This window comes from Lysobacter sp. N42, assembly GCF_004344885.1.
Window position 1 is genome coordinate 15,205 of record NZ_SKFB01000021.1, and the last position, 20,107, is coordinate 35,311.

At 70.7% G+C, this 20,107-nt stretch carries 17 protein-coding genes; 10 read left to right on the forward strand and 7 right to left on the reverse strand.

From position 1 onward, the window contains the following. Positions 1 to 95: 95 nt before the first annotated feature. Positions 96 to 896 carry an ABC transporter permease gene (locus EYQ95_RS18880; protein WP_132329210.1) on the reverse strand — a complete coding sequence of 267 codons (801 nt, stop codon included), beginning with the start codon at positions 894 to 896 and terminating at the stop codon, positions 96 to 98. A 203-nt stretch (positions 897 to 1,099) separates the two neighbouring features. Next, positions 1,100 to 2,062 (reverse strand): ABC transporter ATP-binding protein, encoded by a 963-nt coding sequence (locus tag EYQ95_RS18885; protein WP_132329212.1) that lies wholly within the window; start codon positions 2,060 to 2,062, stop codon positions 1,100 to 1,102. Between the two features lie 125 nt (positions 2,063 to 2,187). Between EYQ95_RS18885 and EYQ95_RS18890 the strand changes: the two genes are divergently transcribed. From EYQ95_RS18890 to EYQ95_RS18910, 5 genes are all read left to right on the forward strand, one after another. Further along, positions 2,188 to 2,955 (forward strand): ferredoxin--NADP reductase, encoded by a 768-nt coding sequence (locus tag EYQ95_RS18890; protein WP_256432843.1) that lies wholly within the window; start codon positions 2,188 to 2,190, stop codon positions 2,953 to 2,955. Between the two features lie 159 nt (positions 2,956 to 3,114). Further along, positions 3,115 to 4,611, forward strand: coding sequence for an alpha/beta hydrolase (locus EYQ95_RS18895; RefSeq protein WP_132329214.1), 1,497 nt, complete (start codon positions 3,115 to 3,117; stop codon positions 4,609 to 4,611). Positions 4,612 to 4,614: 3 nt separating this feature from the next. Continuing rightward, positions 4,615 to 5,361 (forward strand): ATP-binding cassette domain-containing protein, encoded by a 747-nt coding sequence (locus tag EYQ95_RS18900; RefSeq protein WP_132329217.1) that lies wholly within the window; start codon positions 4,615 to 4,617, stop codon positions 5,359 to 5,361. After that, positions 5,358 to 6,542 (forward strand): ABC transporter permease, encoded by a 1,185-nt coding sequence (locus tag EYQ95_RS18905; RefSeq protein ID WP_132329220.1) that lies wholly within the window; start codon positions 5,358 to 5,360, stop codon positions 6,540 to 6,542. Before EYQ95_RS18900 ends, EYQ95_RS18905 begins: the two co-directional genes overlap by 4 nt. A gap of 116 nt (positions 6,543 to 6,658) precedes the next feature. Next, positions 6,659 to 7,183, forward strand: coding sequence for a hemerythrin domain-containing protein (locus EYQ95_RS18910; RefSeq protein ID WP_132329223.1), 525 nt, complete (start codon positions 6,659 to 6,661; stop codon positions 7,181 to 7,183). 58 nt (positions 7,184 to 7,241) lie between these two features. Here the strand turns inward: EYQ95_RS18910 and EYQ95_RS18915 are convergent, their stop codons facing one another. The 5 genes from EYQ95_RS18915 to rpmH form a co-directional block, all read right to left on the reverse strand. After that, positions 7,242 to 8,267 (reverse strand): energy transducer TonB, encoded by a 1,026-nt coding sequence (locus tag EYQ95_RS18915; protein WP_132329226.1) that lies wholly within the window; start codon positions 8,265 to 8,267, stop codon positions 7,242 to 7,244. Between the two features lie 260 nt (positions 8,268 to 8,527). Then, positions 8,528 to 9,856: a tRNA uridine-5-carboxymethylaminomethyl(34) synthesis GTPase MnmE gene (gene mnmE, locus EYQ95_RS18920; RefSeq protein WP_132329229.1), complete on the reverse strand. Its 1,329-nt coding sequence runs from the start codon at positions 9,854 to 9,856 to the stop codon at positions 8,528 to 8,530. Between the two features lie 51 nt (positions 9,857 to 9,907). Continuing rightward, positions 9,908 to 11,581 (reverse strand): membrane protein insertase YidC, encoded by a 1,674-nt coding sequence (yidC, locus tag EYQ95_RS18925; protein WP_132329231.1) that lies wholly within the window; start codon positions 11,579 to 11,581, stop codon positions 9,908 to 9,910. After that, positions 11,578 to 12,021 (reverse strand): ribonuclease P protein component, encoded by a 444-nt coding sequence (gene rnpA, locus EYQ95_RS18930; protein ID WP_132329234.1) that lies wholly within the window; start codon positions 12,019 to 12,021, stop codon positions 11,578 to 11,580. Before rnpA ends, yidC begins: the two co-directional genes overlap by 4 nt. An 86-nt stretch (positions 12,022 to 12,107) precedes the next feature. After that, positions 12,108 to 12,248 carry a 50S ribosomal protein L34 gene (rpmH, locus tag EYQ95_RS18935; RefSeq protein WP_132329237.1) on the reverse strand — a complete coding sequence of 47 codons (141 nt, stop codon included), beginning with the start codon at positions 12,246 to 12,248 and terminating at the stop codon, positions 12,108 to 12,110. Positions 12,249 to 12,501: 253 nt separating this feature from the next. Here rpmH and dnaA point away from each other — a divergent pair, with 253 nt between their 5' ends. From dnaA to EYQ95_RS18960, 5 genes are all read left to right on the forward strand, one after another. Beyond that, positions 12,502 to 13,845 carry a chromosomal replication initiator protein DnaA gene (gene dnaA, locus EYQ95_RS18940; protein WP_370451300.1) on the forward strand — a complete coding sequence of 448 codons (1,344 nt, stop codon included), beginning with the start codon at positions 12,502 to 12,504 and terminating at the stop codon, positions 13,843 to 13,845. 246 nt (positions 13,846 to 14,091) lie between these two features. After that, the gene (dnaN, locus tag EYQ95_RS18945; RefSeq protein ID WP_132329243.1) at positions 14,092 to 15,195 is read left to right on the forward strand and encodes a DNA polymerase III subunit beta; all 1,104 of its coding nucleotides are present in this window, start codon (positions 14,092 to 14,094) and stop codon (positions 15,193 to 15,195) included. Between the two features lie 104 nt (positions 15,196 to 15,299). Continuing rightward, positions 15,300 to 16,391 (forward strand): DNA replication/repair protein RecF, encoded by a 1,092-nt coding sequence (gene recF / locus EYQ95_RS18950; protein WP_256432844.1) that lies wholly within the window; start codon positions 15,300 to 15,302, stop codon positions 16,389 to 16,391. A 112-nt stretch (positions 16,392 to 16,503) separates the two neighbouring features. Further along, positions 16,504 to 18,954 carry a DNA topoisomerase (ATP-hydrolyzing) subunit B gene (gyrB, locus tag EYQ95_RS18955; RefSeq protein WP_132329249.1) on the forward strand — a complete coding sequence of 817 codons (2,451 nt, stop codon included), beginning with the start codon at positions 16,504 to 16,506 and terminating at the stop codon, positions 18,952 to 18,954. 249 nt (positions 18,955 to 19,203) lie between these two features. Next, positions 19,204 to 20,007: a M48 family metallopeptidase gene (locus EYQ95_RS18960; RefSeq protein ID WP_132329252.1), complete on the forward strand. Its 804-nt coding sequence runs from the start codon at positions 19,204 to 19,206 to the stop codon at positions 20,005 to 20,007. Positions 20,008 to 20,107 lie beyond the last annotated feature (100 nt).

Here is a 20,107-nt window from a genome sequence, read left to right on the forward strand (position 1 = left end):
TGCCCTGAGAAAAAGCAGTTCCTTTGCACGCCGCGCGACGGCGCGGTGGTAGCTGATCGAGTATAGAGGCCGTCGTCCCAAGAGGCCAGCCGCGCTCAGCTGCGCAGCCCAACCCCCCGCCGCAGCAGCCACAGCCCGAGCGCGCCCAGGGCCACAACGAAGGCCAGCATCAGGCCGTACGCGGTGGCCAGCGGCACGTCGCTCACGCCCAGCAGGCCGTAGCGGAAGGCGTTGACCATGTAGAAGATCGGGTTGAGGTGGGTGGCGGCCTCGGCCCAGTCCGGCAGCAGCTTCACCGAATAGAACACGCCGCCCAGGTACGTGAGCGGGGTGAGGATGAAGGTGGGGACGATGGCGATGTCGTCGAACTTCTTCGCGTACACCGCGTTGACGAAGCCGGCGAGCGCGAAGATCGTCGCGCCCAGCAGCACGGTGGTGAAGGTGACGACCGGATGCGGCACGCGCACGTCGGTGAACAGCATGGCGATCGCCAGCACGATCGCGCCGACCATCAGCCCGCGCAGCACCGCGCCGGCCACGTAGCCGAACAGGATCACCCAGTTGGGCATCGGGCTCACCAGCAGCTCCTCCACGTGGCGGCCGAACTTGGCGCCGAAGAAGCTGGAGGAGATGTTGCCGTAGCTGTTCTGGATGACGCTCATCATCACCAGCCCGGGCACGATGAAGTCCATGTAGCGGATGCCGTCCATCTCGCCGACGCGCGAGCCGATCAGGCCGCCGAAGATCAGGAAGTACAGCGTCATCGTGATCGCCGGCGGCACCAGGGTCTGGCCCCAGATGCGCAGGATGCGGTTCACCTCGCGGCGCACGATGGTGCCGAGGGCGACGAGGTGGTGGGAGGAGGTGGTGGGAACGGTACGGTCGATGTCGTTCATGGCGCTTTCGGTTTTCTCGCCGTCATTCCCGCGAACGCGGGAATCCATGGACGTTGGGTTCAGTGGATGACGCAGGCGCGGGCGCCGTGGCCATGAAGTGCGTAGCGGCCGGGCCCGCTGCGACGGGCGCTGCGTCCACGGGTTCCCGCGTTCGCGGGAATGACGGCATGGGACGCGATGGCGGCACCTGCGTTCAGCACGCGCTAGACCGCGGCCGTCCCGGCGTTCTCGCCCGTGAGCCGCACGAACAGCTCCTCGAGGCGGTTGGACTTGGTGCGCATCGAGCGCACGCGGATGTTCGCTGCGCCCAGTGCGGCGAAGACGCGGTTGAGGTCCATCGCGCGTGGCATGTCGATGTCGAGGGTGTGGTCGTCGGTGGCGGCGATGGTCATGCCCTCGATCTGCGGCAGCACCGCCGGGAGCACGCCGTCGATGTCGAAGACGAAGCCTTCCACGTCGAGCTTGGCCAGCAGCGCCTTCATCGAGCCCTGCTCGACGATGCGGCCGCGGTCGATGATCGCCACGTTGCGGCAGAGGCTTTCGGCCTCCTCGAGATAATGCGTGGTGAGGATGATCGTGGTGCCCTGCGCGTTGATCTCGCGCAGCGTCTTCCACATGCCGCGGCGGATCTCGATGTCTACGCCGGCGGTCGGCTCGTCGAGGATCAGCAGGCGCGGGGCGGTCATCATCGCGCGGGCGATCATCAGCCTTCGCTTCATGCCGCCCGAGAGCGTGCGGCTCATGACGTTCGCCTTCTCCCACAGCTGCGCGCGGCGCAGTTCCACTTCCGCGCGCGCCAGCGCCTCCCTGCGCGGAACCCCGTAGAACCCGGCGTAGTTCACCAGGATGTCCACGGGCTTTTCGAACATGTTGAAGTTGATCTCCTGCGGCACCAGCCCGATCTGGCGCATGGCGCTGGCGCGGTCGGCCTGCAGGTCGATGCCGTGGACCGACACGCTGCCCGAGGTGAGGTTCACCAGCGAGCTCACGATGCCGATCAGCGTGGACTTGCCCGCGCCGTTGGGGCCGAGCAGGGCGAAGAAGTCGCCGGGCATGACGTCGAGCGAGACGCCGCGCAGCGCCTCGATGCGGCCGTCGTAGGTCTTGCGCAGGCCGCGCACGGACAGGGCCGGCACGCCGGCGCTCGTCGCAGCGGGAGAGGTCATGGGAAGGTGCCGCAGGGACGGGCGTGGTTGCCGGTAGTATAGGCAGCCCCGTGCGCGCGCCTGCGCCATGCAGCGTTCCAGCGGCCGGTCAACGGCCCGCGTGCCGCCCTTCGGAAATCCCCGCGTTGGCCATCGTCCAGTTCCCGCTCCGTCTCGTCTCGCGCCGCATGCTCGCGCCCGCCGTCGGCCATTACGCCTTCGTGCGCGAGGACGGCGCGCCGCTGGATTTCATCCCCGGCCAGTTCATCCAGGTCCACTTCGACTACGCCGACGGCACGCCGACCAAGCGCAGCTACTCGCTGGCGACGATCCACGACCACGCGCTGGGCCCGGGCGAGGCGGTGGAGATCGCGGTGAGCTTCGTGCCCGGCGGCGCGGCCACCGCGCTGTTCGAGGGCCTGGACATCGGCGACCGCGTGAACGCGAGCGGCCCGTACGGGCGCTTCTGCCTGATGCCGCAGGACGCCAACCGCCGCTACCTGCTCATCGCCACCGGGACGGGCGTCACGCCCTACCGCTCGATGCTGCCCGAGCTCGAGCGCCTGATCGGCGAGCGCGGGCTGCAGGTGGTGCTGCTGCTGGGCGCGCGCACGCCCGCCGAGCTGCTCTACGGCGACGAGTTCCGCGCCTTCGCCGACAGGCATCCGTCGAACTTCCGCTTCGTGCCCTGCTTCTCGCGCGAGCTGCCCGAAAGCGGGTCGCCGCATGCGCATGCCGACGTGCGCCAGGGCTACGTGCAGCAGTTCCTCGCCGAGTTCGCGCCGGACCCGGAAGGCGACATCGCCTACCTCTGCGGCAATCCGAACATGGTGGATGCCTGCTTCGAGGCGCTGAAGGAGGCCGGCCTGCCGCCGGCGCGGATCCGTCGCGAGAAGTACGTCAGCAGCAAGTGAGCCGGCGCGGCCGCATGCACCGCGCAGCGCTCGCATGCAGTGGCAGGTCCGCCACCGCTTCGTGACTGGCCGCTGCCGCGACCTGCAGGACGTCCGGCCTATGCCGTCGCGCCTGCGCTCTGGCATCCTCGCCGGCACGCTGCCCCAGGGGAAACGAGCATGCCGCTGCACCGATGGACCGTTCTGGCGATCGCCTTCGCGCTCGCCGGGTGCGACGCCGAACCCGCGCCCGGGCCGGAGGCCGATTCCGCCGTGCGGCGCCTGGGCCGCATCGACTTCGAACCGTGTGCGCTGCCGGGCATGCTCGGTGGCCAGTCGGTCGATGCGCGCTGCGGAACGTTCCGCGTGCCGGAGAACCCGTCGGCGCCGCAGGGGCGGATGATCGACCTGCACATCGCCTGGCTTCCCGCCGGCGACAAGAGCGAGCCGGCGCCGGACCCGGTGTTCTTCCTGGCCGGCGGCCCGGGACAGGCGGCCAGCGACCACGCCGGCACGGTGTCGAACGCGCTGCGCGAGGTGCGCAAGCAGCGCCACGTCTTCCTGATCGACCAGCGCGGCACCGGCAAGTCCGCGGCGCTGGGCTGCCCGAAGCCGGTGGACGAGCGCTTCAGCGCGTCGACCGACCCGAACGACATCGTCGACTACGCGCGCCTGTGCGCCGAGGGCCTGGAGGTCGACGCGCGCTTCTACACGACGACGCAGGCGGTGGCCGACCTGGATGCCGTGCGTCGCGCGCTGGAGGTTTCGCAGGTGAACCTGGTCGGCGTGTCCTATGGCACGCGCGTGGCGCAACAGTACGCCGCCGCGCATCCGCAGGCCACGCGCACGCTGGTGCTCGACGGGGTGCTGCCCAACGACGTGGTGGCCGGCGGCGAGTTCGCACGCATGTTCGAGCGTTCGCTGAGCCTACGCTCCCGGGCCTGCACCGCCGATCCGGCCTGCGCCAGGCGCTATCCGGTCGACCTGCGCACGCAGGTGGCCACGCTCAGGCAGAAGCTCGACGCGGCGCCGGTGGAAGTCGAGTACCGCGACCCGTCGACCGGCGAAGCCAGGCGGGAACGGCTTACCGGGCAAACCGTGAGCGGGCTGGCCTTCCTGTTCTCCTACCTGCCGCAGGCGGCGTCGATGCTCCCGGTGGTGGTGGACGAGGCGGCGAAGGGCCGCTACGGCCCCCTGATGGCGCTGGCCGCGTTCGGCGGCTCGTCGGCACAGGGCGCGATGAACCGGCCGATGCAGTGGTCGGTGATCTGCGCCGAGGACGCGCCGCGCTACGTGGCCGATCCGGCCGATGCGCAGACGGTGCTCGGCGCCGACATGTCGCGCCTGTTCTTCTCGGCCTGCACCCACTGGCCGCGCGGGGCGCGTCCGGCGGGCTTCGAGAAGCCGCTGGCGACGAAGGTGCCGGCGCTGCTGATGTCGGGCGAGCTCGACCCGGTCACCCCGCCCGAGTACGGCGAGCGCGTCGCAAAGGCCCTGCCCAACGCGCGCCACGTCGCGCTCAGGGGCCAGGGCCACAACGTCTTCGCCACCGGCTGCATGCCCAAGCTCGTGGGCCAGTTCGTCGAGCGCGCCGACGCGAAGTCGCTCGACACCAAGTGCCTCGACAGCATCGGCCCCGTGCCGCCGTTCACCAGCTTCAACGGATGGGAGCCGTAAGCCGTGATCACCGCACGCGAACTGCACAAGGCGTTCAAGACCAAGACCGGCACCGTGCAGGCGGTCGGCGGCGTCGACTTCGAAGCCTTCGACGGCCAGATCACCGGCCTGCTCGGCCCCAACGGCGCGGGCAAGACCACCACGCTGCGCATGCTCTACACGCTGATGCGGCCCGACCGCGGGCAGGTGCTGGTCGACGGCGTCGACGCGGCGAAGGCGCCCGAGGCCGTGCGCCGCGCGCTGGGCGTGCTGCCCGACGCGCGCGGCGTGTACAAGCGCCTGACCGCGCGCGAGAACATCGCCTACTTCGGCGAACTGCACGGCATGTCGGCCTCGCGGATCGAGGCGCGCACGAAGGTGCTCGCTTCGGCGCTGCAGATGGAGGACATCCTCGACCGCCAGACCGAAGGCTTCAGCCAGGGCCAGCGCACCAAGACCGCGATCGCGCGCGCGCTGGTGCACGACCCGAAGAACGTGATCCTCGACGAGCCCACCAACGGCCTGGACGTGATGACCACGCGCGCCATGCGCGGCTTCCTGCAGCAGCTCAAGGCCGAGGGCCGCTGCGTGATCTTCTCCAGCCACATCATGCAGGAGGTGGCCGCGCTGTGTGACCGCATCGTCATCATCGCCAAGGGCCAGGTCGTCGCCGCCGGTACCGCGGACGAGCTGCGCGCGCGGTTCGACGAACCCAACCTCGAGGACGCCTTCGTCAAGGCGATCGGCTCGGAAGAAGGACTGCACGCATGAAGACCGGGATCCTCGCCACCGTCTGGTCGGTGATGAAGAAGGAACTGCGCGACATCGGCCGCGACCGCCGCACACTCGCGCTCGCGCTGCTGCTGGGTCCGCTGCTCTTCCCTCTGCTGATGGTCGGTGTCGGCTCGATGGCCGAGAAGCGCGCGCGCACCGAGCTCGACCGCGTGCTGGAGATTCCGGTCGAAGGCATCGAGCGCGCGCCCAACCTCGTGGCGTTCCTCGCAACACAGGGCATCACCGCGAAGAAGGCGCCGGCCGACCTCGACGCCGCGGTCGCCGCGCAGCACGAGGACGTGGGCCTGCGCATCGGCGCAGGCTTCGCCGAGGACTGGCGCGCCGGCCGGCCCGCGGTGGTGGAGATCGTGGCCGACAGCACCCGCCGCAACGCCGAGATCCCGATCGCGCGCGTGCGCAGCGCACTCGACGGTTACGGACAGCAGATGGGCGCGCTGCGCCTGCTCGCGCGCGGCATCGATCCCTCGGTGACGCGTGCGCTGGCGGTGGGCGATCGCGACGTGGCCAGCGAGGACGCCAAGCGCGGACAGCTGCTGGCTGCGCTGCTGCCCTACTTCTTGATCCTGACCTCGTTTCTGGGGGGTGCCTATCTCATCCTAGACGCCACCGCAGGCGAGCGCGAACGCCAGTCGCTCGAGCCTTTACTTGCCACGCCTGCCGCGCGCGGCGCGATCGTATCCGGCAAGATCGCCGCCGCGTGCGCGCTGGGCCTGCTCACTCTGCTGCTTACACTGCTGGCATTCAAGCTCAGCGCGCAACTGGCCGAGAGCGCGCGCATGCTCGACGTCAGCACGCTGGCGATCGCGAAGATGCTGTTCGTGCTGCTGCCGATGCTGCTGATCGGCACCTCGCTGCTCACCTACCTCGCAGCGTCGGCCAAAAGCGTGAAGGAAGCGCAGAGCCACATGAACTGGCTGATGCTGCTGCCGATGATCCCCACCATCATGCTGATGGTGAACCCGATTAAGTCGCAGCCTTGGCAGTTCACCGTGCCGTTCCTGTCGCAGAACCAGCTGCTGATGAAGATCGTGCGCGGCGAATGGATCGGTGCGCAGACCTGGGGCATCTACCTCGCGGCGAGCTTCGGTCTGGCGGCGCTGCTGTGGTTCGCCGCGGTGCGTCGCTATCACCAGGAGCGGCTCGCCATCGCGGGTTGACGCGGCGGATACGCCGCTGGCGTCGCGATGAACGGAAAGGCCGGCGCGCCCGGCCTTTTCACATGGCGGCGAATGGCGCGGGCCAAGCATGGCGGCAGGCCACCGGGAATCCCGCCATGCGCAACATCCTCGCCACGCTCAAGGCCGAACACGACGAGCTGCGCTCGCTGTTCGAACAGATCAACGCCACCACCGACCGCGCGGAGAAGACGCGCCTTGCCCTTCTCGAGAAGATCGAGGCCGCGCTGGTGCCGCATGCCAAGTGGGAGGAGACCGTCTTCTATCCGGCGTTCGCCGAGCGCGCCAGCCACGAGCAGCAGCTGCTCTACACCGCGGCGATGCAGGAGCACCGGGCGGTCGAGCAGAGCGTGCTGCCCGACCTCAAGGCCTGCGACCCGACCAGCCGCCAGTTCGCCGGCAGCGCCAAGGTGATGGGCGAGCAGATCGACCACCACGCCACGGAGGAGGAGAACGAGATGTTCGCCGCGACGCGCCAGCTGTTCTCGGCCGAGGAGCTGGCCGAGCTCGACGAGCAGTACGAACAGTGGAAGGACTCGGGCATGGGCGCGGGCATGACGCTGCACGCGAAGATCAAGACGGGCGTGGCCTCGATCTTCCGCGTGCCGGGCGCGCCGGGCTGACGCCCTAAGAAAAAGCCCGGCCGGAGCCGGGCTTTTCCGCATCACGCATGCGCCGCCGTCAGGTGCCGGAGTTGAACGTGATCGTCCGGCGCGTGGTCACCGGGGCGTCCACGGGCGCAAAGCGCCAGCGCTTGACCGCGTTGACCGCGGCGCGGTCGAAAACGCGGGCCGGGTTGGAGCGGACCACGCGCGCGGCGGTGACCGAGCCGTCGGGCGCCACGGTGAACTCGACCTGCACCTCGCCGGACTGCGCGGCGCGCAGCGCCTCGGCGGGGAACGCCGGGGCCGGCGTGGACAGTGCGCGCAGCTCGGTGTTGGCCGCGGCCGGGCGGGCCGGGGCGGCAGCGGTCTGCGCGGTCTGGCGCTCCGCAGCCTGGCGTTCGGCCGCCTGGCGCTCCGCGGCCTGCCGCTCGGCTGCCTGGCGCTCGGCTGCCTGGCGCTCGGCTGCCTGACGCTCGGCTGCCTGGCGCTCTGCCAGCAGGCGCGCCGCCTCCTGCTGCTGCTTCTGCTGGTCGGCCAGGCGCTGCTTCTCGAGCTCGGCCTGGCGCTTGGCCTCCTCCTCGGCACTCAACTGTTCCTGCACCGCGCGCTGCGACGCGGCCTGCTGCTGCGCCACGATCGCACCCTTCAGGCGCGAGAGTGCCGGGTGCTGCGCGTCGGCCTTTTCGATCAGCGCCGACAGGCGCTGGGCTTCGGCGAAGTCGTCGCGGGCCACGCTCTGCTCGGTGGCGATGACCGTCATCGGCAGCAGATCGACCAGCGCGCTCGATACCGCGGCGTCGCCGGGCGCCTTGTCGCGCAGTGCGAGGTAGTACTCCATCGCGTTGTCGCCGGCCGGAGCATAGAGGCGGTTCTCGTTGTAGGCCTTGGACGCGGCCTCGCGCAGCTGCTCGGGTGTCATCGACGTGACTTTCCCCGAGATTACCGTCGCCGGCGTGGCCGCGGGCTTGGCGGCTCCGGCCTCCGTGGCGGTGGTGGTAGCCGGCTCGTCGCCGCCGCCGCAGGCCACCAGGCCCAGGCCGAGCACGAGGACGAGACCCAGGCGCGTGGCGCGCAGGGCGCCTGCGTTGGATGCATGGTTCATTGAAAAGCACTCCCCCAGGAGTACGCGTCGGGCGCGCACGCGCCTAGATCGCCTTGCGCCCGCGGGTTTGTCAAGCGGGAGCGCGTGGTCTCCCCGCAGAGTGCGGACAGGCGCACGCCGCGCCTGACGCAGGCCGGACGCGGCGGTCGCCGAGGGGCGGAAATGGACGCGCGGGGGCAGCCCCGCCGTCGCCATGGCCGCTGGCACGGGCGGCGGGCGTCGGTGCGGCCCGCGGGCGGCACGGCACGCCGGCCGCGACGCTACTTCCCGATGCAGAAGCTGGCGAACACGTGGCCGAGCAGGTCGTCGGCGCGCACGCGGCCGGTGATCTCCCCGAGGGCGTCGTGCGCCTGCCGCAGGGATTCGGCCGCGAGGTCGAGATGCTCATGCGCGAGCTGTCCGCGCGCCTCGGCCAGCGCGCCGCGGGCCTGTGCCAGTGCCTGCACGTGGCGGGCACGCGCGGTGAACGCGCCGTCGGTGGACGCGTCGCTGCCGGCGAGTGCGCGGATCCTGGCACGCAGCGCATCCAGCCCGGCGCCTGTGCGCGCCGAAAGGCCGACCCAGTCGCCGTCCAGGCGGGCGTCCGGCGCGAGATCGAGCTTGCTGGCGATCCACAGCACCTGCGGCACGCCGGCCACGTCGGCCGCCAGGGCCTGGCGGGCGCCGTCGAGTTCGCGGGCATCGACCACCGCCAGCGCGAGGTCGGCACGCTGCAGTTCCATGCGCGCACGGCGTATGCCTTCGCGTTCGATGGCATCGCCGCTCTCGCGCAGGCCGGCGGTATCGACCAGCGTGAGCTCGACGCCGTCCACCCGCACCACCTCCTGCAGCACGTCGCGGGTGGTGCCGGCGACGTCGGTCACGATCGCACGGTCGACGCCGGCCAGCGCGTTGAGCAGCGAGCTCTTGCCGGCGTTGGGCGCGCCCACGATCACCGCGTGCAGCCCGTCGCGCAGGCGGCGGCCCTGCTCGGCCTGCGCGAGCAGCGCGTCGAGGGCGTCGGCGATCGCGTCCAGCCGCGCGCGGATCTGCGCGCCGCCGAGGGTGTCGAGCGGCTCGTCGGCGAAGTCGATCGCCGCCTCGCAGTGCACGCGCACGTGCAGCAGGTCGGCGGCGATGGCCTCGACCCGGCGCGAGAACTCGCCGTCCAGCGCGCGGCGCGCGGCGCGTGCGGCACGTGCGTCACCGGCGGCGATTAGGTCGGCCACGGCCTCGGCCTGCGCGAGGTCGATCCGACCTTCGAGGAAGGCGCGCTCGCTGAACTCGCCGGGCCGCGCCAGGCGCGCGCCGTGGGCGCAGGCGGCGTCGAGCAGCTGCGCGAGCACGGCCGGGCTGCCGTGCGCCTGCAGCTCGACCACGTCCTCGCCGGTGTAGCTGGCCGGGGCGGCGAACCAGATCGCGATGCCGTCGTCCAGCACGTCGCCCGCGGCGTCGACGAAACGCGCGTGATGGGCATGGCGCGGGCGCAGCGCGCGGCCGGCGATGCGCTCGCCGATGGCCCGCGCCCGCGGCCCCGACAGCCGCACGATGCCCACGCCGCCGTGCCCGGCGGCGGTGGCGATGGCGGCGATGGTGTCGCGGGCATGCATGGCTGCAGTGTCCTCCAACGAAAAGCCCGCCGGGCGGCGGGCTCGTCGTCCTCAGGCCGCCTTGGCCTTGGGATCGCCGTACTTGCGCAGGAAGTAGGCCTGCTGGGCCAGCGAGAGCAGGCCGTTGGTCACCCAGTACAGCACCAGGCCGGCCGGGAAGAAGGCGAACATCACGCCGAACACCAGCGGCATGAACTGCATCATCTTCTGCTGCATCGGGTCCACGCCGGCCATGGGCGTGAGCTTCTGCGTCAGGTACATCACCGCCAGGTTCACCGCCGGCAGCACGAAGTAGGGGTCGCGCGCGGTCAGGTCGGTGATCCAGCCGATCCACGGCGCATGGCGCAGCTCCACCGACTCGCTCAGCATCCAGTACAGCGCGAGGAAAATCGGCATCTGCACGAGGATGGGCAGGCAGCCGCCGAGCGGGTTCACCTTCTCCTTGCGGAACAGCTCCATCTGCGCCATGCCGAAGGCCTGGCGGTCCTCGCCGTGGCGCTCCTTGAGCTGCGCCAGCTTGGGCTGCAGCCGGCGCATCTTGGCCATCGAGCGATACTGCGCGTTGGCCAGCGGGATCAGCGCCAGCTTGATCAGCACGACCAGGCCGACGATGGCCCAGCCCCAGTTGCCGGTCAGGCCGTGCAGCCAGCTCAGCACCGCATACAGCCAGCCGGCCAGCGTCGCGAAGACGGAAATGCCGCTGTAGTCGATGGCGCGCTCCAGGCCCGGCACCTTCTGCGCCTGGATCTGCGCGACGAGCTTGGGGCCGATCCACAGGCGCGCGCGCGTCTCGGCGCGCTGGCCCGGCGCCACCGCCACCGCGGGGCCGACCTCGCGGATGATCGACGCCTGCCCGCCCGGGATGGGCGCCAGCGCCGTCTGCACGGTGGTGGCATCGCGCGCCTCGGGGATCCAGGCGGCGAAGAAATGGTGCTGCAGCATCGCGATCCAGCCGCCGGTGACCGGCTGCGACAGCGGAGGCTCGTCGGCGTAGTCCTCGTAGTCGCGACGCTCGTAGTCGCTGCCCGTGAACCAGGCCGCGCCCTGGAAGCTGTAGGACTCGGCGCTCATCGGGCCCGAGTTGGCCGGCGCGCGCGGCACGCGGCCGAGCTGGCGGTAGACGAAGCCCTGCCAGGGCGCGCTGCCGGCATTGATGACCTCGTCGCGCACCTGCACGGTGTACTGGCCGCGCGCGAAGGAGTAGGTGCGGCGGATGGTCACGCCGTTGGCGCCGGTCCAGACGAAAGGCACGTCGACGCGTTCGGCACCGTCGGCCAGCGCGACGCTGCGCGAGGCGCCCGCCGGGACGAAGCCGGCCTGGTGGGTCGGCGCGGGGTTCGTGCTGCTGATCCAGCCGCTCTGCGCGACGAAGTAGCGGCTCGCGTCCGCATCGAGCAGGCGCACCGGGCCGGCGGCCTCCGCACCCGGATAGGCGAGCAGGTCGGCCTGGCGCACTTCGCCGCCGTCGAGCACCACCCGCAGCACGTCGGTCTGCACCGTGACCACGCCGGCGGCGGCGGGGGCCGGGCGGGCGGCGGACTGCGGCGCGCCCGGGACGGCCCCGGCGACCGGGGTCGAAGGCACCGCGCCCGCGTCCACGGCGGGCACGGCCCGGCTGGCGGCGGGAGGAGCCGGCGGCGCGGCGCGCTCCTTGCCCCATTCCATCCACAGCAGGGTCGCCACCATCAGCCAGGCGAAGACGAGGAAGACGCGGGTCTGGTTCATGGGCAGGCAGGCTCGGCCGGCGGCGTGTCAGACGCGTCGGCGGGTGGGGGCGGGGAAGCGGGCGCTAGTGTGCCGGCGGGGGCGGCCCCCGGCAATGCGCGGGCGCGGCGCAGCAGGTCGTGGAAGGCCGCGACGAGGGCGGCGCGATCGGCCGCCGCGGCGCCGGGGCGTGCCACGATCACGTAGTCGCCGGGCGCGAGTTCGCCGCGCAGGTGCCGGAAGGCCTCGCGCAGCGTGCGCTTGATGCGGTTGCGGCCGACCGCGTGCGGGTCGACCTTGCGCGACACGGCCAGGCCCAGGCGGGGCCCGCCGGCGTCGTCGGCGCGGTGCCAGTGCAGGGCGAGGATCGGCAGGCCGGCGCGGCGGCCGGCCTTGAACACGCGATCGAAGTCGCACCGCGCACGGACCCGCGCGCTGCGCGGGAAGCGGTGGGACGTCATGGCGGAAATGTCACGGGCGTCCGCGGCGCGGCCGGCGGACGGGCCCGCGCCGGGCGGCGCGGGCGCAGCGTCGCGGGTCGGCGACGTCAGACGGCGAGGCGCTTGCGGCCCTTGGCGCGGCGACGGGCCAGGATCTTGCGGCCGTCGGCAGTCGCCATGCGGGCACGGAAGCCGTGGTCGCGCTTGCGCTTGAGGTTGCTGGGCTGGTAGGTGCGCTTGGTGGCCATGGCGGCGACTCGATACGTAACGGGCGTAGTGAACCGGCGAGTCTAGCGGTCCATGCGAAACCGGGTCAAGCCGGCGTGAGGGCGACCGCCCGACGGCCGGTGCCCGGCCTGTGGACGACCCTGCGCCGGACCTGTGGATAAATGGTAGTCTGGGCCACCCCCGAACCCACCGCGCTGCCCGAAATCCTCGTGCCGCGACGGGCCGGTATTCGCCGTTTTCCCCCCGTCTTTTCCGCTGGACCCCGCCTTGAGCCTGACCCCGGACGCCTGGCCGCGCTGCCTCGAGCGCCTTGAAGCCGAATTCCCGAGCGAGGACGTGCATACCTGGCTTCGCCCGCTGCAGGCGGCCGAGGTCGGTGGGCGCACCGTGCTGTACGCCCCCAACGCCTTCGTGGTCGACCAGGTGCGCGAGCGCTACCTGCCGCGCATCCGCGAGCTGCTGGACTACTTCGCCGGCGCGGAGGACGTGGTGCTCGAGGTCGGCTCGCTGCCGCGCGCCCGCGCCGAGCCGGCCCGCGAGCCCGCGCCCGCCGGCGTCCCGCGCCCGGCCGCCGCGCCGGCGCCCATGCCCTTCGGCGGCAACCTCGACAACCACTACACGTTCGAGAACTTCGTCGAAGGCCGCAGCAACCAGCTGGGACGCGCTGCCGCCATGCAGGCCGCGCTCAAGCCGGGCGACCGCGCGCACAACCCGCTGCTGCTCTACGGCGGCACGGGCCTGGGCAAGACCCACCTGATGTTCGCGGCCGGCAACCTCATGCGGACCAACAATCCCGGCTTCCGCGTGCTCTACCTGCGCAGCGAGCAGTTCTTCTCCGCGATGATGAAGTCGCTGCAGGACAAGACCATGGACGCCTTCAAGCGGCAGTTCCAGCAGGTCGACGCGCTGCTGATCGACGACATCCAGTTCTTCGCCGGCAAGGACCGCACGCAGGAGGAGTTCTTCCACACCTTCAACGCGCTCTTCGACGGCCGCCAGCAGATCATCCTGACCTGCGACCGCTACCCGCGCGAGGTCGAAGGCCTGGAGCCGCGGCTGAAATCGCGCCTGGCCTGGGGCCTGAGCGTGGCGATCGAGCCGCCGGACTTCGAGACCCGCGCGCAGATCGTGCTGTCGAAGGCGCGCGAGCGCGGCGCGCAGATCCCCGAGGACGTGGCCTTCCTGCTGGCCAAGAAGATGCGCAGCAACGTGCGCGACCTGGAAGGCGCGCTCAACACGCTGGCCGCGCGCGCCAACTTCACCGGCCGGGCGATCACCGTGGAATTCGCCCAGGAGACCCTGCGCGACCTGTTGCGCGCCCAGCAGCAGGCCATCGGCATTCCCAACATCCAGAAGACCGTGGCCGACTACTACGGCCTGCAGATGAAGGACCTGCTGTCCAAGCGCCGCACCCGCTCGCTGGCGCGGCCGCGGCAGGTGGCCATGGCACTGGCCAAGGAGCTGACCGAGCACTCGCTCCCCGAAATCGGCGACGCCTTCGCCGGGCGCGACCACACCACCGTCCTGCACGCCTGCCGCCAGATCCGCACGCTCATGGAGACCGACGGCAAGCTGCGGGAGGACTGGGACAAGCTCATCCGCAAGCTGAGCGAGTAAGGTTGTGCACGGGCGCTGTGCGCCCCGGGGGCAAGCTGTGGACAATCTGGCGGCCGCATCGGGCACGGCAGGTTGTCCACAGGATGGTCACCAGGCCCGGGGGAGTTTCCAACAGGGTCTGGCAGTCGATAAATTCTTTTATATTCAAAGGCTTGAGAGGGTTTTCCCGCATTTTGGCGCCCTCCACCGCCTCCATGCTTTTGATTTAATCCACTCCTTTGAAACGGTACGGGGATCGGGGTCCAGATGCGCTTTTCCCTTCAACGCGAAGTCTTTTTGAAGCCGCTCGCTCAGGTCGTGAACGTCGTCGAGCGGCGCCAGACCCTGCCAGTGCTCGCCAACCTGTTCGTCCAGGTGCAGGGCGGCCTGCTCTCCCTGACCGGCACCGACCTTGAGGTCGAGATGGTCAGCCGTGTCGCCGTCGAGGACGGACAGGACGGCGAAACCACCATCCCGGCGCGCAAGCTGTTCGAGATCGTGCGTGCGCTGCCCGATGGCAGCCGCGTGACGGTCAGCCAGTCGGGCGAGAAGGTCACGGTGCAGGCCGGCCGCTCGCGCTTCACCCTGGCCACGCTGCCGGCCGGCGATTTCCCTTCGCTGGACGACGTCGACGCCACCGAGCGCGTGCAGGTGCCGGAGGCTGCGCTGAAGGAGCTGATCGAGCGCACCGCCTTCGCCATGGCCCAGCAGGACGTGCGCTACTACCTCAACGGCCTGCTGTTCGACCTGCGCGAGAGCTCGCTGCGCTGCGTCGCCACCGACGGGCATCGCCTCGCGCTCTGCGAGTCGGGCCTGGAGGGCACCGGCGCGCTGACCAAGCGCCAGCTGATCGTGCCGCGCAAGGGCGTGATCGAGCTGCAGCGCCTGCTGGAAGGCGGTGACCGTCTGCTGGAACTGGAGATGGGCCGCGGCCACCTGCGCGTCAAGCGGGACGACGTGACCTTCACCAGCAAGCTCATCGACGGCCGCTTCCCGGATTACGAGGCCGTGGTGCCGATCGGCGCCGACAAGGAAGTGCGCATCGACCGCGACGTGCTGCGCGCGGCGCTGCAGCGCGCCGCCATCCTCTCCAACGAGAAGTACCGCGGCGTGCGCATCGAAGTGTCCCCGGGCCAGCTGAAGATCTCGGCGCACAACCCCGAGCAGGAAGAGGCGCAGGAAGAGGTCGAGGCCGAGACCCGCGTGGACGACCTCGCGGTCGGCTTCAACGTGGGGTATGTGCTGGACGCGCTCAATGCGCTCAAGGACGACGTGGTGGTCCTGCAGCTGCGCGATGCCAACTCCTCGGCGCTGCTTCGCGAGGCGGCCAACGAGCGCTCGCGCCACGTGATCATGCCGCTACGCCTCTGAAGCGACGTTCCACGTGGAACCATCCCGACGCCCGGCTCCTGCCGGGCGTCGTCGTTTACGGCTCCCGGGCGACAATGGCGCCCTCCGGTTCGCAGCGAACTCCCGTGCAGGTCACCCGTCTCGACATCCGCGACTTCCGCCGCTTCGGCGAGGTGAGCTTGGCGCCCGGCCCCGGCCTCAACCTGCTGGTCGGCGACAATGGCGCGGGCAAGACCTCGGTCATCGAGGCCCTGCACCTGATGGCCTATGGCCGCAGCTTCCGCGGGCGTGTCCGCGACGGCTTGGTCCGCAGCGGCGCCGCCGGGCTGGAGGTCTTCGTGCAGTGGACCGAGACGCTGCCCTCCGGGGAACGCCCGCGTCGTGCGGGCCTTCGTCACAGCGGCAGCGACTGGGCCGGGCGCCTGGACGGCGAATCGGTGACGCAGCTCGGCGAGCTGTGCGCTGCACTGGCGGTGGTGACGTTCGAACCGGGCAGCCATGACCTGATCCACGGCGCCAGCGAGACGCGCCGGCGCTTCGTCGACTGGGGCTTGTTCCACGTGGAACCAGGTTTCATGGCGCCTTGGCGCCGCTATGCCCGCGCCCTCAAGCAGCGTAACGCCCTGCTCAAGCAGCGCATCCAGGACGACCAGCTCGACGCTTGGGACCAGGAACTCGCCCAGACCGGCGAGATCCTCACCGAACAGCGCCGCGCGTACCTGGAACAGCTGGCGCCGCACGTCGCCGGTGTCGCGGCCGATCTCGGCCCCGCCCTGGGCGTGGCGAGCCTGCAGTACCTCCCGGGCTGGCGACGCGACGAACTGCCGCTGGCCGATGCCCTGCTGCTCGCGCGCGAGCGCGATCTGCTCGCCGGGCATACCAGCGTCGGCCCGCACCGTGCCGACTGGCGCCTGGCCTTCGCCGCGATCCCCGGGCGGGACGCCCTCTCGCGCGGCCAGGCCAAGCTCGCCGCGCTGTCGGCCCTGCTGGCGCAGGCCGAGCTGCACCGCGCCGTGACCGGACAGTCGCCGGTCTTCTGCCTGGACGACCTGGCCTCCGAGCTCGATCGCGGCCACCAGCGCCGCACCCTCGAGCGGCTGGCCGGGACCGACAGTCAGGTCTTCGTCTCCGGCACCGACGTTCCGGCCGCCGTGGCCGAACTCGGCCTGTCCCACCGCATGTTCCACGTGGAACACGGGGCCGTGCACCCTGTTTAGCTGGCGTCCGCCGGCTCCGTGAGACGCGCTGCTATACTTCGCGCACGTATAGCTAATGTATTGCGACGCCGTCCACCCGCGTGGAATCCGCGTCGCCGGAGGCTCCTGCCCGATGTCCGAGTTGCCCCAGAACGCCGCGTCGACCCCGGCGCCGTCCGATTCCTACGATTCGTCCAAGATCACCGTGCTGCGCGGCCTGGAGGCCGTGCGCAAGCGGCCGGGCATGTACATCGGCGACGTGCACGACGGCACCGGCCTGCACCACATGGTCTTCGAGGTCGTCGACAACTCCATCGACGAGGCGCTCGCCGGCCACGCCACCGAGGTGCTGGTCACCCTGCATGCCGACGGCTCCTGCTCGGTCTCCGACAACGGCCGCGGCATCCCGGTGGACATCCACAAGGAGGAGGGCGTGTCGGCCGCCGAGGTGATCCTCACCGTGCTGCATGCCGGCGGCAAGTTCGACGACAACTCCTACAAGGTCTCCGGCGGCCTGCACGGCGTGGGCGTATCGGTGGTGAACGCGCTCTCCGAGAAGCTCTGGCTGGAGGTCTGGCGCGACGGCTACCACTGGCGCCAGGAATACGCCCTCGGCGAGCCGCAGTACCCGCTCGAGCGCCTGGAGCCGTCGGAGCGGCGCGGCACGCTGCTGCGCTTCAAGCCCGCGGCGGAGATCTTCACCGACGTCGAGTTCCACTACGACATCCTCGCCCGCCGCCTGCGCGAACTGAGCTTCCTCAACTCCGGCGTGCGCATCGTCCTTGCCGACGAACGCGGCGACGGCAAGCGCGACGTGTTCGAGTACGAGGGCGGCATCCGTTCCTTCGTCGAGCACTTGGCGCAGCTCAAGAACCCGCTGCACCCCAACGTCATCTCGGTGACGGGCGAGCAGAACGGCATCACCGTGGACGTCGCCCTGCAGTGGACCGACGCCTACCAGGAGACGATGTTCTGCTTCACCAACAACATCCCGCAGAAGGACGGCGGCACGCACCTGCAGGGTTTCCGCGCCGCGCTCACGCGCACGCTGACCAACTACATCGAGCAGGCCGGCATCGCCAAGCAGGCCAAGGTCGCGCTCAGCGGCGACGACATGCGCGAGGGCCTGATCGCGGTGCTGAGCGTCAAGGTGCCCGATCCCTCGTTCTCCTCGCAGACCAAGGAAAAGCTGGTCAGCTCCGAGGTGCGCCCGGTCGTTGAGAGCACGTTCGGCGCACGTTTGGAGGAGTTCCTCCAGGAAAACCCGCATGAGGCCCGCGCCATCGCCGGCAAGATCGTCGAGGCCGCCCGCGCCCGCGAGGCCGCCCGCAAGGCGCGCGACCTGACCCGCCGCAAGGGCGCGCTCGACATCGCGGGGCTGCCCGGCAAGCTCGCCGACTGCCAGGAGAAGGATCCCGCGCTGTCGGAGCTGTTCATCGTCGAGGGCGACTCGGCCGGCGGTTCGGCCAAGCAGGGCCGCAACCGCAAGACGCAGGCGATCCTCCCGCTCAAGGGCAAGATCCTCAACGTCGAACGCGCGCGCTTCGACCGCATGCTCAGCTCGGCCGAGGTCGGCACGCTGATCACCGCACTCGGCACCGGCATCGGCAAGGACGAGTACAACCCCGACAAGCTGCGCTACCACCGCATCATCCTGATGACCGACGCGGACGTGGACGGCTCGCACATCCGTACTCTGCTGCTGACGTTCTTCTATCGCCAGATGCCCGAGCTGATCGAGCGCGGCCACGTCTACATCGGCCTGCCGCCGCTGTACAAGATCAAGCAGGGCAAGACCGAGCTCTACCTCAAGGACGACCACGCGCTGGATGCCTACCTCGCCAGCAACGCGGTCGACGGCGCCTCGCTGGTTCCCGCCGACGGCGAACCGGCGATCACCGGCGAAGGCCTGGAGAAGCTGCTGCTGGCCTATGCGAACGCGCGCGAGGCGATCGAGCGCCATGCGCACCGCTACGATGCGCAGGTGCTGGAGGCGCTGCTCGATGCCGCGCCGCTGGACGCCGGCACCGCGGTGAACGGCCTCGACGAGCCGACGCTGCGTGCGCTGGAATCGCGCATCAACGACGGCCAGCTCGGCAGGCCCACCTACCGCCTGGAATGGGCCGCCGCCCAGGACACGCGCCCGGCCGCGCTGGTGGTGCGTCGCGCGCACATGGGCGAGGAGACCCTCCAGGTGCTGCCCATGGCCGCCTTCGAGGGCGGCGAGCTGCGCGCGATCCGTGAAGCCTCCGTGCTGCTGCACGGCCTGGTCCGCGAGGGGGCGCAGATCCTGCGCGGCAACCGCGCGCAGCCGATCACGCGCTTCGCCGAAGCCTATGCCTGGCTCATGGACGAGGCCAAGAAGGGCCGCCAGATCCAGCGTTTCAAGGGCCTGGGCGAGATGAACCCCGAGCAGCTGTGGGAAACCACGGTCAATCCCGAGACGCGCCGCCTGCTTCAGGTGCGCATCGAGGACGCGGTCGCCGCGGACCAGATCTTCTCCACGCTGATGGGCGACGTGGTCGAACCGCGCCGCGAGTTCATCGAGGAGAACGCGCTGAAGGTCGCCAACCTCGACGTCTGAGCCGCGTCGTGGCAGGTCCGCAGGCCATCGGGCGCGAGCATCGCCCCGGTGGCCTGCGTGCATCCGGCGCCTGCGTCGCTGGCCCGGACGCCTGCCGGGTGTCGTGCATGCCGTGCCTGCGGTGCACGCCAGGCATCCCGATCGCCCGCCTGTTCGTGCAGCCGCGATTCACCCGCGGAGCCGGCTGTTGACGACCCATTGATCGCAACGCTCCTACAACCGGAGGCCCGCACAACGACCGGACGCGCCATGAAGCCGCTCCTGCTGGCCCTCGCCACCACCGCCCTCGTCGCCGCCTGCGCGACCACCACGTCGCCCACCGGACGCACGCAGCGCGTCGGCGCCGTTTCGCAGCAGCAGCTCAACCAGCTGGGGGCCGAGGCCTTCGCCCAGGCCAAGGCCACCAAGCCGCAGAGCAGCAACGCCCAGCAGACCGCCTACGTGCGCTGCGTGGTCAACGCGGTCGTGCGCGAGCTGCCCGCCGAAGCCCAGGGCGGCTGGGAAGTGGCGCTGTTCAACGATCCCTCGCCCAACGCCTTCGCACTGCCCGGCGGCAAGGTGGGCGTGCATACCGGCATCTTCAGCGTCGCCAAGAACCAGGACCAGCTCGCCGCCGTGATCGCGCACGAGATCGGCCACGTCATCTCGCGCCACCATGACGAGCGCATCACCCGCCAGCTCGGCGCGCAGACCGGCCTGGGCATCCTGGGCGCGCTGATCGGCTCGCGCTACGGCAGCGGAGCGGCCAACACGGTCAACCAGGTCGGCGGTGCCGCGGCCCAGGGGCTCATCCTGCTGCCCAACAACCGCACGCAGGAAACCGAGGCCGACGTCGTCGGCCAGCAGCTCATGGCACGCGCCGGCTTCGACCCGCGCCAGGCGGTGAGCCTGTGGGAGAACATGGCCGCCGCCAGCGGCAGCCGTGCCCCGGAATTCCTGTCGACCCACCCCGATCCGCGCTCGCGCCTGGCCGAGCTGGGGGCCCGGGCCGGCAACCTGGTGCCGACCTACCAGCAGGCCCGCGCCAGCGGCCGCAGCCCGAACTGCGGCTAAACCGTCTGTCAATTGACCGAAAGTCAGGCCGCCACCGCCGTTCCCGCGGCGGTGGCCTTTCTGCTAGCGTGGCCGGCCCAGCGGCGTTTCGGCCGTGCAC